The 13,259-nt window shown below is 72.5% G+C and carries 11 protein-coding genes; 3 read left to right on the forward strand and 8 right to left on the reverse strand.

The window, feature by feature from the left end; translation table 11 throughout:
* Nucleotides 1-21: 21 nt before the first annotated feature.
* Nucleotides 22-1,620 (reverse strand): MFS transporter, encoded by a 1,599-nt coding sequence (locus tag ON36_RS15705; protein WP_043653396.1) that lies wholly within the window; start codon nt 1,618-1,620, stop codon nt 22-24.
* 137 nt (nt 1,621-1,757) lie between these two features.
* On the opposite strand from ON36_RS15705, the gene ON36_RS15710 reads away from it, so the two are divergent.
* Entirely contained in the window at nt 1,758-2,246 is a 489-nt protein-coding gene (locus tag ON36_RS15710; RefSeq protein ID WP_043653398.1) for an MmpS family transport accessory protein, read from the forward strand.
* An 83-nt stretch (nt 2,247-2,329) separates the two neighbouring features.
* The gene (locus ON36_RS15715) at nt 2,330-3,115 is read left to right on the forward strand and encodes an META domain-containing protein (RefSeq protein ID WP_043653401.1); all 786 of its coding nucleotides are present in this window, start codon (nt 2,330-2,332) and stop codon (nt 3,113-3,115) included.
* Nucleotides 3,116-3,241: 126 nt separating this feature from the next.
* Here ON36_RS15715 and tpiA read toward each other — a convergent pair whose 3' ends face one another.
* From tpiA to uvrC, 7 genes are all read right to left on the reverse strand, one after another.
* Complete coding sequence (gene tpiA, locus ON36_RS36205) at nt 3,242-4,024, reverse strand: triose-phosphate isomerase (RefSeq protein ID WP_043653404.1); 783 nt, start codon at nt 4,022-4,024, stop codon at nt 3,242-3,244.
* A 3-nt stretch (nt 4,025-4,027) separates the two neighbouring features.
* Nucleotides 4,028-5,242 (reverse strand): phosphoglycerate kinase, encoded by a 1,215-nt coding sequence (locus tag ON36_RS36210; RefSeq protein WP_043653405.1) that lies wholly within the window; start codon nt 5,240-5,242, stop codon nt 4,028-4,030.
* Between the two features lie 5 nt (nt 5,243-5,247).
* The gene (gap, locus tag ON36_RS15730; RefSeq protein WP_043653408.1) at nt 5,248-6,264 is read right to left on the reverse strand and encodes a type I glyceraldehyde-3-phosphate dehydrogenase; all 1,017 of its coding nucleotides are present in this window, start codon (nt 6,262-6,264) and stop codon (nt 5,248-5,250) included.
* Nucleotides 6,265-6,511: 247 nt separating this feature from the next.
* Nucleotides 6,512-7,495: a DNA-binding protein WhiA gene (whiA, locus tag ON36_RS15735; RefSeq protein WP_043653410.1), complete on the reverse strand. Its 984-nt coding sequence runs from the start codon at nt 7,493-7,495 to the stop codon at nt 6,512-6,514.
* Entirely contained in the window at nt 7,486-8,508 is a 1,023-nt protein-coding gene (locus tag ON36_RS15740) for a gluconeogenesis factor YvcK family protein (protein WP_043653413.1), read from the reverse strand. The genes whiA and ON36_RS15740 overlap by 10 nt, the downstream gene beginning before the upstream one ends.
* A complete protein-coding gene (gene rapZ, locus ON36_RS15745) occupies nt 8,505-9,407 on the reverse strand; it encodes an RNase adapter RapZ (RefSeq protein ID WP_043653416.1) in 903 nt (300 codons plus the stop codon). The genes ON36_RS15740 and rapZ overlap by 4 nt, the downstream gene beginning before the upstream one ends.
* A 269-nt stretch (nt 9,408-9,676) precedes the next feature.
* Complete coding sequence (gene uvrC / locus ON36_RS15750; RefSeq protein ID WP_043653418.1) at nt 9,677-11,680, reverse strand: excinuclease ABC subunit UvrC; 2,004 nt, start codon at nt 11,678-11,680, stop codon at nt 9,677-9,679.
* 743 nt (nt 11,681-12,423) lie between these two features.
* Here uvrC and ON36_RS15760 point away from each other — a divergent pair.
* Nucleotides 12,424-12,825 (forward strand): hypothetical protein, encoded by a 402-nt coding sequence (locus tag ON36_RS15760; RefSeq protein WP_043653423.1) that lies wholly within the window; start codon nt 12,424-12,426, stop codon nt 12,823-12,825.
* Nucleotides 12,826-13,259: the final 434 nt, after the last annotated feature.

Genomic DNA, 13,259 nt, shown 5'->3' on the forward strand with positions numbered 1-13,259 from the left:
ACAAACGGGGCCGCGCCCCGCTCAGGCCGGTTTCACCGCGACCAGGTGACTGACCGTCTCCGGACCGGCCGTGTAGCGCAGCACGGCCGCCTCGATCTCCCGGTCGCGGGCGGTGAGCCGGACCTGGTGCTGGTGCATGTGCTCGGCCCAGGACCGCACCACGAACGCCTCGACGTAGCGGTCGAGGACGCCGACGTCCCGGTAGAGCCGCCACTCCATGGCGCCGGTCCGCTGGCGCGAGCGCCCCACCATGGCCATGGCCTCGGTGAAGGACGCCACGTCCTGCGGCGGCACGTCGTAGCCGCGCATCACCAGGACCGGTCCGTCGGCGGGCTCGGGTTCGACGACCAGCTGCGGTTCGGGCCAGTAGGCCGCCGGCGACAGGTCGATCTCCTCGACGTTGTGCCGGATCGGCCACCACAGCGTGCTGATCCCGCACCCGGCAAGCAACACCGCGGCGGCCAGCAGCGCCGCGACCGTCCCGTAGGCGCCCGCGACCAGGCCCCAGACCAGGGAGCCGACGGCCTGACCACCCATGAACACCAGCATGTACACCGACAGCCCCCGCGCCCGCACCCAGGCGGGCAGCAGCAGCTGCATGGTGGAGTTCAGCGTCGACATGGCCAGCATCCAGGCCAGACCGGCGCCGACCAGGACGGCCAGCACCAGCGGCATGCTGCGCACCGTCGCGCACACCAGGGCGCCGAGGGCGAACAGCGCCGCGGCCAGCGCCAGCCGCTGGGTCGGGGTGAGCAGCATCCGGATGCGGGACAGGCTCAGCGCGCCGCACACCGCGCCGAGCCCGAGGGCGCCGAGCAGCAGGCCGTAGCCCGCGGAGCCCTGCCCCAGCCGGTCGTGCGCCACGACCGGCAGCAGCGCCCACAGCGCGCTGCCCGGCGCCAGGAAGAGGATGGCGCGCAACAGCACCCGCCGTATCGCGGGGGCGGCCCGGATGAAGCGGGTGCCCGCCTGCAGGGCGGCCAGCGGACGCTCGGTGGGCAGGTCCCGGTCGCGGACCGGGCGCCGCCACAGCACCAGCACCGCGACCACCCCGACGAAGGAGACCGCGTTGAGCGCGAAGACGGTGGTCGGTCCCGCCGCCGAGACCAGGACGCCCGCCACCGCGGGCCCGACCGCGCGCCCGACGTTGACGCTCATGCTGCCCAGCGCCGCCGCCGAGGGGATCTGCTCGCGGGGCACCAGTTCCGGCTGGATGGCCTGCCAGGCGGGCGCCGTCAGCGCCTGGCCGCAGCCCATGAGGAACAGCAGGGTCAGCAGGACCGCGGGGGTGGTGTGCCCGGTCGCGGTGAACACCGTCAGCACCGTGGCGACCACGGCCATCGCCGACTGCGCGCCCAGCAGCAGCCTGCGGCGGTCGACCAGGTCGGCGAGCACGCCGGAGGGGATCGAGAGCAGCATGACCGGCAGCGCCAGCGCGGTCTGGACGAAGGACACCAGCGCGGCCGCGTTCGGCTGGTCGACCAGGATCCACTGCGCGCCTACGGTCTGCATCCAGGTGCCCAGGTTCGACACGAGCTGGGCGATCCACAGCGCGCGGTACACCGGCGACCGCAGCGGCGCCCAGGTCGAGACCGGTGCCTGACGGACGGTGCTGCTCACCCGCCGAGCATATCCCCGGCGATCGGCCGCCCGGCGAACGCGCGACGCGTGGGTGTAACGCCGGTGACGCGCCCGGCGATCTTGCCCAGTTGCTCTCGATCCGCTCGGACGGGAGCGTCCACACGGAGGGAATCTCGATGTCGTATCAGTCCGGCTACCCGCAGCACCAGGGCGGGCAGCAGCCCGGTGGCTACCCGGCGCAGGGTGGCTATCCGCAGCCGCCCGAGAGGAAGAAGGTGTGGCCGTGGGTGCTCGGCGGCGTCGCCCTGGTGTTCGTGCTGATCGTCGGCGGTTGCGTCGCCGTCGTCGGCGTGGCGGCCAACGAGATCGACAAGGAGGCGAACCGGGAGGTGACGGTGTCCTACGAGGTGACCGGCACCGGCACCGGGTCGGTGTTCTTCTCGGGACGCAACTTCGACGTGGCGCAGGAGACCGACGTGACGCTACCGTGGCGCAAGACGGTCACCATGGACGGCCTGGTCAAGATCGTGTCGCTCACCGCGACCGGCGGCGAGGAGGACGGCGAGATCGGCTGCCGGATCACCGTGGGCGGCAAGGTGATCGCCGAGCAGACCGCCAACGGCCCGTACGCCAGCGCCAACTGCACGGGCGACGCGGGCAAGTAACCCCCGGCCCGGGCCGCGCCGCCACGCGGCCCGGGCCGCCGATCTCCCCGGGTCCGTCGCGGCACCGCCCTATCATCGGTGCCATGACGGCCGCCCGCACCACGCTCACCGCCCTGCTCGCCCTGGCCGCCGCGACGGCCGCCGCCTGCGGGTCCTCCGGCGACGACGCCGGCGCGGGCACGGCGACCCCGATGGGCCACACCTACGTGTCGACCGCGGTCGAGGGCACGCCGATCCCCGGCGGCGGCCCGATGACCCTGGCCTTCGCCGACGGCAGGCTCACCGCGGATTCGGGCTGCAACAAGGCCACCGGCACGGTCGACCTCGCCGATCACGTGCTGCGCGTCGAGGGCATGGCCTCGACGCTGATGGGCTGTCCCGGCGAGCGCGGGCAGGCCGACGGCTGGCAGGACACCTTCCTGAAGTCCTCGCCCACCTGGAGACTCGACGGCGACGCGCTCACCCTCACCGGGGCCGGGAGCACCGTGCGCCTGCTGGACAAGAAGGTGGCCACCCCCGACGCGCCGCTCACCGGCACCGCGTGGACGGTGCGGTCGCTGCTCACCCCGTCGGGGCAGGTCTCCTCGGCGACCATCGAGGAGGTGCGCCCGAACCTCACCATCGACGCCATGGGCAACCTGACCGGCTTCGCCGGCTGCAACCGCATGACCGGCACCGCCGCCGTCGGCCCGGGCGAGAACGTCAGCTTCGCCGTCGCCACCACCCGCATGATGTGCGCGCCGGAGGTGATGGAGGTCGAGGCCGACGTCCTGAAGGCCCTCGACGGCAGGACGAACGCGACCGTCGACGCCGACACCCTCACCCTGCGCAACGACAACGGTTACGGCCTGGTCCTGCGGGCAGGGTAGGCCCGGCCGGCCCCCGCAAGCGGGCGTCGCGGCCGTCCGGACGAGCAGTGGGGCCGGACAACGTGCCGAAGGCACGAGTCCGGCCCCACTTCTCGTCGGGCCCGAGGGAGCGCGCCAGCGCTCCGATTACAGCGGCCCGCCCGCGGCGATCGCCGAGAGGGTGGCGAATTCGTCGCCCTTGAGCGAGGCTCCGCCGACCAGCGCGCCGTCGATGTCGGCCTGGCCGACCAGTTCGCCGACGTTCTTGGCGTTCACCGAACCGCCGTAGAGCACCCGCACGCCGGCCGCGACCTCGGGCGAGGCCAGCTTCTCCAGCTCCGCGCGGATCGCGCCGCAGACTTCCTGCGCGTCGGCGGGGGTGGCGACCTTGCCGGTGCCGATGGCCCACACGGGCTCGTAGGCGATGACGACCTTCGAGATCTCCTCGGCGGTCAGGCCCTTCAGCGAGCCGCGCAGCTGCTCGAGGTTGTACTCGACGTGGGTGCCCGCCTCGCGCACGCCGAGGCCCTCGCCGATGCAGACGATCGGCGTCATCCCGTTCTTCAGCACCTGCTTGGCCTTGGCGAGCACGGTGGCGTCGTCCTCGTTGTGGTACTGACGGCGCTCGGAGTGGCCGACCACCACGAAGGTGCAGCCCAGCTTGGCCAGCATGGACCCGCTGATCTCACCGGTGTAGGCGCCCGAGTCGTGCACCGACACGTCCTGCGCGCCGTAGGTGAGCAGGAGCTTGTCGCCGTCGACGAGGGACTGCACGCTGCGGATGTCGGTGAACGGCGGGATCACCGACACGTCGACCTTCTCGAAGTACTTCTCCGGCAGCGCGAACGCGACCTTCTGCACCAGCGCGATGGCCTCGAGATGGTTGAGGTTGCACTTCCAGTTGCCCGCGATGAGCGGCTTCCGTGCCATGCCTCAGCCCTCCAGCACCGAAATACCGGGCAGCTCTTTGCCTTCCAGGTATTCCAGGGACGCGCCACCACCGGTGGAGATGTGCGAGAAACCGTCCTCGGGCAGGCCGAGGGTGCGCACGGCCGCGGCCGAGTCGCCGCCGCCGACCACGGTGAACGCGCCCTTGCCGGTCGCGGTCACGATGGCCTCGGCCACCCCGCGGGTGCCCGCGGCGAACTTCTCGAACTCGAACACGCCCATGGGCCCGTTCCAGAACACCGTCTTGGCCTCGGTGAGCAGCGCCGAGAAGCGGGCCACCGACTCGGGACCGATGTCGAGCCCGAGCCAGCCGTCCGGGATCTCGGTCGAGGCGACGACCTTCGAGTCGGCGTCGGCGGCGAACGCGTCCGCCGCGACGATGTCCACCGGAAGGTGCAGCACGTCGCCGAAGCGCTCCAGCAGGTCCTTGCAGGTGTCGATCATCTCCTCCTGCAGCAGCGAGGCGCCCACCGAGAGCCCCTGCGCCGCCAGGAAGGTGAAGCACATGCCGCCGCCGATGACCAGGGTGTCGACCTTGGGGGCCAGCGCCTCGATCACCGCGAGCTTGTCCGAGACCTTCGAGCCGCCGAGCACGACCGCGTACGGGCGCGCCGGATCGGTCGTCAGCTTGGCCAGCACGTCGACCTCGGCGGCCACCAGGGTGCCCGCGTAGTGCGGCAGCAGCTTCGCCACGTCGTAGACCGAGGCCTGCGCGCGGTGCACCACGCCGAAGCCGTCGGAGACGAACGCGCCGTCGTCGCCGACCAGCTCGACGAACGCCTGCGCCAGCTTGGTGCGTTCGGCGTCGTCCTTGCTGGTCTCGCGGGCGTCGAAACGCACGTTCTCCAGCAGCAGCACGTCGCCGTCGGTGAGGCCCTCCGAGCGCGAGAGCGCGTCGTAGCCCACCACGTCGCCGGCCAGCTGCACGTTGCGGCCGAGCAGCTCGGCCAGCTTCTTCGCCACCGGGGCGAGGGAGTACTTCGGGTCCGGCTCGCCCTTGGGGCGGCCGAGGTGCGCCATGACGACGACCTTGGCGCCCGCTTCGACCAGGGCCGAGATCGTCGGCACGGAGGCCACGATGCGGCCCGCGTCGGTGATCTCGCCGTTGTCGTCGAGGGGGACGTTGAGGTCGGAGCGCACGAGCACGCCCCGGCCTTCGACGCCTTCGGAGAGGAGGTCGGAAAGAGTCGCGACTGTCATGCGGTTCAGAGGGACTTGCCGACGAGGCCGATGAGGTCGGCGAGGCGGTTGGAGTAGCCCCACTCGTTGTCGTACCAGGACACGACCTTGACCTCGTTGCCGATGACCTTGGTCAGCGGGGCGTCGTAGATCGAGGAGTGCGGGTCGGTGACGATGTCGCTGGAGACGATCGGGTCCTCGTTGTACTTGAGGATGCCCTTCAGCGGGCCCTCGGCGGCGGCCTTGAGCGCGGCGTTGATCTCCTCGACGGTGGCCGGCTTCTTCAGGGTGGCGGTCAGGTCGGTGACCGAGCCCGTCGGGACCGGCACGCGCAGCGCGTAGCCGTCGAGCTTGCCCTGCAGCTCGGGCAGCACCAGGCCGATGGCCTTGGCGGCGCCGGTGCCGGTGGGCACGATGTTCAGGGCGGCGGCGCGGGCGCGGCGCAGGTCCTTGTGCGGCGCGTCCTGCAGGTTCTGGTCCTGGGTGTAGGCGTGGATCGTGGTCATCAGACCCTGCTCGATGCCGAAGGCGTCGTTGAGCACCTTGGCGATCGGGCCCAGGCAGTTGGTGGTGCACGAGGCGTTGGAGATGATGTTCTGGCTGCCGTCGTACTTGTCGTCGTTGACGCCCATGACGATGGTGATGTCCTCGCCGGAGGCCGGCGCGGAGATGATGACCTTCTTGGCGCCCGCGGCCAGGTGGCCCTTGGCCTTGGTCGCGTCGGTGAAGATACCGGTGGACTCGACGACGATGTCGACACCCAGCTCGCCCCACGGCAGGGCCGCCGGGCCCTCCTTGATGGCGAGGGCCTTGATCCGCTGCTCGCCCACGACGATCACGTCGCCGTCCACGGAGACGTCGGCGGCCAGGCGGCCGAGGATCGAGTCGTACTTCAGCAGGGTGGCCAGGGTGTTGATGTCGGTGAGGTCGTTGACCGCGACGATCTCGATGTCGGTCTTGCCGACAGCCTTCAGCGCCTCCACCGCGCGGAAGAAGTTACGTCCGATACGACCGAAGCCGTTGATGCCTACCCGGACAGTCACGTTATCGCTCCTCAGCTTTCCAGCGGATTCATTCCGTCTCAGCCCACAGTAGTAGCCGCTGTGAGGTCCACCAACAACGACCTGCGGTTCGTGATCCTCGCCCGGCCCACCTCGGGAGCACCAGGATAGTTGCGGGCGCGGGCGGCCACGGCCGCCTTGTCGGGAACGTCGGATTTCCCACATACCGACCGCCCGGAAACGACCGGGCGCCCCGCTCGCGGTCGCGAGGGGCGCCCGGCCCGTGCCGTCAGGCTTCGTCGAGAAGCTCTGCCGTCACCGCCGATTCGGTGTCCGGGACGCCGAGTTCCTTGGCGCGCCGGTCGGCCATCGACAGCAGCCGCCGGATGCGGCCCGCGACGGCGTCCTTGGTCATCGGCGGATCGGCGAGCTGGCCCAGTTCCTCCAGCGAGGCCTGGCGGTGCTGCACGCGCAGCCTGCCCGCCGCGGCCAGGTGGTCGGGCACGTCGTCGCCGAGGATCTCGAGCGCGCGCTCGACCCGCGCGGCCGCGGCGACCGCGGCCCGCGCCGAGCGGCGCAGGTTGGCGTCGTCGAAGTTGGCCAGGCGGTTGGCGGTGGCGCGCACCTCGCGCCGCATCCGCCGTTCCTCCCAGGTCAGGCGGGTGTCCTGCGCGCCCATCCGGGTCAGCAGGGCGCCGATGGCCTCGCCGTCGCGCACCACGACGCGATCGGTGCCGCGCACCTCCCGCGCCTTGGCGGTGATGCCGAGCCGCCGCGCCGCGCCGACCAGCGCCAGCGCCGCCTCCGGGCCGGGGCAGCTGACCTCGAGTGCCGAGGACCGGCCCGGCTCGGTCAGCGAACCGTGCGCCAGGAAGGCGCCGCGCCAGGCCGCCTCCGCGTCCCCGATGCTGCCGCCGACCACCTGGGCGGGCAGGCCGCGCACCGGCCGACCGCGCACGTCGAGCAACCCGGTCTGGCGGGCGAGGGCCTCGCCCTCCTTGGACACCCGGACCACGTATCGCGAGGTCTTGCGCAGACCACCCGCGCCGAGCACGTGGACGTCGGAACCGTAGCCGTAGAGCTCGAAGATCTCCCGCCGCAACCGGCGCGCGATGGAGCCCATGTCGACCTCGGCCTCGACGATCACCCGGCCCCCCACGATGTGCAGGCCCCCCGCGAACCGCAGCAGGGCCGACAATTCGGCCTTGCGGGCGCTGACCTGCGATACCGCGAGCCTGCTCAGCTCGTCCTTCACCTCGGCTGTCATCGCCACGAGACGCGCTCCTTTCCCACCGGATGCCGACCCTGCACTGCGAGCCCCGCCAGTTGCGGCCGGGGCTGGCGGATCAGCTGATCCAGTGCGGCGGCAAGCTTTCCGGGATGATGCCGATCCGTGCCCGGCTCGGCGACATCGCTGAACACTACCCGGGCGCGCAACTGTTCGGCGGCTCTTGCCACATGTTCGCGCTGGCGCCCGGTCGGCACGGAGGCCGAATCGACCAGCACCTCGTCGACCGCGAAATCCGGTGCGTGCTGGGACAATACATGGAGATGGCGTTCGGCGGAAAAGCCCGCCGTCTCGCCCGGTTCGGCGGCCAGATTGAGGACGAGGACCTTGCGCGCCCGCGTGTGGGTCAGCGCGGTGCGCAGGCCCGGCACGAGCACATGCGGAATGACGCTGGTGAACCACGAACCCGGGCCCAGCACAACCACATCCGCGTGCTCGATGGCCGAGACCGCCTCGGCCCCGGCCGGCGGATCGGACGGAATCAGCCGCACGCGCCGCACCTTACCCGGCGTGGTGGCCACCGCAACCTGTCCGCGGATGCAGCGCCCGATCCGTGGATCCTCTTCCAGGCCCGAGACTTCCGCCTCGATGTCGAGCGGGACCGGCGACATGGGCAGCACCCGGCCGGTGATCCGCAGCAACCGGCCGACCTCGTCGAGCGCGGCCACCGGGTCGCCGAGGACCTCGGTCAGCCCCGCCAGCAGCAGGTTGCCGACCGAATGCCCGGCCAGCGCGCCGCTGCCGCCGAAGCGGTGCTGCACGGTGCCCGCCCACACGCCGTCGGGGTCCTCGGCCAGCGCGGCCAGCGCCATCCGCAGGTCGCCGGGCGGGAGCATGCCGAGTTCGGCGCGCAACCGGCCCGAGGAACCGCCGTCGTCGGCCACGGTGACCACCGCGGTGATCCGCCGGGTCAGCCGCCGGACCGCGGTGAGCGTGGCGTAGAGGCCGTGGCCCCCGCCCAGCGCCACCACGGCGGGGTCGGCCTCCCACCCACTCATTCGCGCCCCAGATCCCGGTGGACCACGCGGACGACGTCCACCGCCGCGGCGCCGTCCTCGGCGCCGATCAGCTCACCGAGCGCCTCGGCGATCGCGACGCTGCGATGCCTGCCGCCGGTGCACCCCACTGCCACGGTCATGTATCGCTTCCCCTCTTGGCGGTAACCCGTCGTCGTCAGATCCACCAGATGGTGGCAGGTGCGCAGGTAGTCCTGCGCGCCCGGACGGGTCAGCACGTACTCGCTCACCACGGATTCCTGGCCCGTGTGCGCCCGGAGCTCCGGGATCCAGTGCGGATTGGGCAGGAAACGCACATCCAACATCATGTCGGCGTCCAGGGGAACCCCGTACTTGAATCCGAACGATTGCACGGTCAGTTGGAGCGCGGGCGGTCCGCCCGCGCCGTAGGCCTCTTCCAGCTTGCGGTGTAACTGGTGGATCGATAACTCGGTGGTGTCGATGACCAGGTCCGCGGCGGTCTTGACCGCGGCGAGCCGGGCGCGTTCGGCGGCCAGCCCCGCCGACAGCGTCCCGTCGGGCGTGTCGGACTGCAGCGGGTGCCTGCGCCGCGCGTAACCGAACCGCCGGATCAGCACGTCGTCGGAGGCCTCGAGGAACAGTACCCGGGTGCGGATGCCCGCCCCGCGCAACTGCTCCAGCACCCCGGACAGGTCGCCGGTGAAGAACCGGCTGCGCACGTCGAGGACCAGCGCGAGCCTGCGGATCGGCGGGTCCGCGGCGGCGCCGAGCTCGACCATGGTGCCGATCAGCTCCGGCGGCAGGTTGTCGGTGACGTACCACCCCAGGTCCTCGAGCACCCGGCCCGCGGTTCCGCGGCCCGCCCCCGACAGCCCGGTCACGATCACGACCTCGACGGGCTGGTCACTCGCTTCGCTCATGTGGCTCTGTCCTTGGAGCGCTGACGCGCTCGAGTCGCGGCCCCTCGAGTCCCGCCGAAAAGCGACCCGATACGTGCGGCTGCGCCGCGTCGTCTCGGGTCGCTTCTCGGTGGGACGGCCGCGTCCGGCCGCTGCGCGGCCGTGGACCTCCTCGCGGTCGGCCCGTGCGGGGTTGCGTGTCCGGGGCTGGTTGGCTTCTTACCGTTCGCGGTCCAGTATGGCGTGTCTCGGCGTGTCAAGGGCGGTTCGCCGTCTGCGTGTCGGGGCGGTCAGGGGCTCGGCTGCGGCTCGTTCAGGGCCTCTAGCACCGCTTTCGCCGTCGCGACGCCGATTCCGGGCACCTCCGTGATTTCCTCCACTGTGGCCTCCTTGAGGCGGGCAACGGACCCGAAGTGGGTCACCAGCGCGGTGCGCCGTGCCTCGCCGAGGCCGCGGACCGCGTCCAGCGCGGAGGCGGTCATCCGGCGCGAGCGCTTGCTGCGGTGGAACGTGATGGCGAACCGGTGCGCCTCGTCGCGCACGCGCTGGAGCAGGTACAGCGCCTCGCTCGTCCTCGGCAGGATCACCGGGTCGGGCTCGCCGGGCACCCACACCTCCTCGAGGCGCTTGGCCAGGCCGACGACCGCGACGTCGGTGATGCCGAGCTCGTCGAGGACCTCGGCCGCGGCGGCCACCTGCGGGGCGCCGCCGTCGACCACGTAGAGGTTCGGTGGATAGGCGAAGCGGCGGGGACGGCCGGTGGTCGGATCGATCCCGGGGCGGGCGCCGGGCTCGTCGGCCTCCTCGACGGCGGCGGCCGGACCCTGCTCCCGGTCGCGGGCCAGGCGGGCGAAGCGCCGCCGGGTGACCTCGGCGATGGAGCCGACGTCGTCGGAGCGGCCCTCGCCCGCGGCCTCCCGGATCGCGTAGTGCCGGTAGTCGGACTTGCGCGGCAGGCCGTCCTCGAAGACCACCAGCGAGGCGACGACGTCGGTGCCCTGCACGTGGCTGATGTCGACGCACTCGATGCGCAGCGGGGCGCTGTCGAGATCGAGGGCGTCCTGGATGTCCTGCAGCGCCTGGGAGCGGGAGGTGAGGTCGCCGGCGCGGCGCAGCTTGTGCTGGGCCAGCGCCTCGGCGGCATTGCGCTGCACGGTCTCGGCCAGCGCCTTCTTGTCCCCGCGCTGGGGCACCCGCAGCGAGACCGCGGCCCCGCGCAGCCTGCCGAGCCACTGCTGCACCTGGTCGGCGTCGGCGGGCAGCTCGGGGACCAGCACCTCGCGCGGCACGACGGCGCCCGGCTCCCCGCCCTCGGCCTGGGCGGCGACGGCGACCTGCTCGCCGTAGAACTGGGTGAGGAACTGCTCGACGAGGGCGGCGGTCTCGCTCCCCGACTCGGCGACGTCGATCGCGTCGCCGGACTTGTCGACCACCCAGCCGCGCTGGCCGCGCACCCGCCCGTCGCGCACGTGGAAGATCTGCACGGCCACCTCGAGCTCGTCGACGGCGAAGGCGATCACGTCGGCGTCGGTGCCGGTGCCCAGCACGACGGCCTGCTTCTCCAGGGCGCGGCGCAGGGCCTGGACGTCGTCGCGCAGCCGGGCCGCGGTCTCGAAGTCGAGGTCCTCGGCCGCGACGTGCATGCGCTTCTCCAGTTCGCGCACCATGGTGTCGGTGCGGCCGGACAGGAAGTCGCAGAAGTCGTCGACGATGTGGCGGTGCTCGTCCGCGGTGACCCGCCCGACGCACGGCGCCGAGCACTTGTCGATGTAGCCGAGCAGGCAGGGCCGCCCGATCTGGTTGTGCCGCTTGAAGACTCCGGCCGAGCAGGTGCGCGCGGGGAAGACCCGCAGCAGCAGGTCGAGGGTCTCGCGGATCGCCCAGGCATGCGCGTACGGGCCGAAGTAGCGCACCCCCTTCTTGCGGGCGCCCCGGTAGACGAACAGCCGCGGATACTCCTCGTTCAGGGTGACCGCGAGCACCGGATAGGACTTGTCGTCGCGGTAGCGGACGTTGAACCGCGGATCGAACTCCTTGATCCAGTTGTACTCGAGCTGCAGCGCCTCGACCTCGGTGGACACCACCGTCCACTCCACGCTCGCCGCGGTGGTGACCATCTGCCGGGTGCGCGGGTGCAGGGAGGCCACGTCGGCGAAGTAGGAGTTCAGCCTGCTGCGCAGGCTCTTGGCCTTGCCGACGTAGATGACCCGCCCGTAGGTGTCCCGGAACTTGTAGACGCCGGGTTCGACGGGAATGGTCCCCGGAGCGGGCCGGTAGGTCGCGGGATCTGCCACCCGCCCAGCCTATCGAGCCGGTCCGACACCGCGGGCCCGCGCCCGGTGCGGGGCGGGGCGCGGATTCCGGTTCGCCGCCCGCGTGCCGCCGCATCGGTGTCCAGTGTGCGCCGGGGGTGGACAGCCGCGCCCTTCGCGCGCCTGATTCCGGACAGCTTCCCCCTGTCGCTCCGCGAAAGTGCTTTCCCCGCAAAGCATCCCGACACGGCCGACCGCCCGGCCGGGATGTGCCAAAGCCGGATACGCGCCGTGACCCGCGCCGGCCGACAGCGTGCGGGCCGCGGCGGGCCGCGCGCCGCCCGGCCGGATGCCGGGCACCGTGCGCACGGCGCAGGTCGACGAGATCCACGCCGGTGCCGCCGGTATCGGGCAGACCGTGACCGTCGGCATGCCCACGGCGCCGAGGCCGCGTGCGGTGCGATGTTCGGGTTCGCGGCGATCGCGCAGCCGGTCATGACCGCGACGGCGTTCGGCGAGGGCAGCGGGGTGCGCGCGGCGGCGGATCCCCCCGGTCGGCCTGCGCCCGTGGTGCGGGTCCGGCGGCATCGCCGCGCGGAATCCGCCCGGGCTGCTCGGGGGTGCGGTCGGCCCGGCCGGGATCATCCCGCTGCGCCCGCGCTCCGTGCGGGATCGGTTCGGCCGCCCGCACCGACCGCATGCGGGGCCCCGGCGGGCGACCGACCACCCACCGATATCCTGAATGTCCGGATTTCGCTCCGCGGTTGCCCATCGGAAGGACACCAGTGACCGACCTGACCCGGCTCGACGACGACCTCCTCGACGACGACGTTCCGCCGGGCGGCATGCCCGGCACGGTGCGCGGGGCCCGGCTGATCGCGCTGGTGTCGGCGGCCGTGGGAGTCGTCCTGATCGCGGTCACGCTGGCGCTGGGCAAGAACGCCTCGCTGGGATGGGTCGCCCTCGGCTACCTGCCCACCTTCGCCCTGGCCACGCTCTCGGCGACCTTCGGGCGGGCCGGGGAGCGGGTGCGGCTGTGCGCGGTCGCGCTGGCCGCGATCGGCGGCCTGAGCGCCTTCAGCGGCATCCTCACCGGGCTGCCGCCGGGCGCGGTCGGCATCGTGGCGGGCGGCGCGACCGTGGGCATGCTGACCCGGCCGTCGGCTCGGGCGTGGTTCGCCCGCTGAGCCGTCCGGCGATCTCCCGGGCTGGCGCCCGGCACCGTGGGGCCGTGGCCGGCGCGGCGTCGGCCAGTTCCCGGACACGCGGCAAGACACCGTGAGGCCCATGGGTTGCGAGGCGCAGTTCGCCTGCGCCCGCGGCGCTCGGCCCGCCGCGCGTCGCGTGGGCGGCGGGGCGCCGCCGCGGCCCGGAGCCGCACCGCGATGCGTGAGCGGAGAGGGTGTCGCCGCAGCCCGGAGCGCTCGACCCGGCACGATGACGCCGTGTGCGGCGAGGACATGCCGAGCGCTCGGCGCGGCACGCGGGCGGCGCGCGGCCGCCCGCGCTGGCAGCGCTCACACCAGCACCGTGATGCCGTGGGCAGCGCGTCGTCCGTGGTGCGCAACCCGACACGGCGACACCGTGGGCAGCGCGGCGCCCGGGCTCTCGACCCGCCACC

It is taken from the genome of Nocardia thailandica NBRC 100428 (assembly GCF_000308795.1).
Classification (GTDB): domain Bacteria; phylum Actinomycetota; class Actinomycetes; order Mycobacteriales; family Mycobacteriaceae; genus Nocardia; species Nocardia thailandica.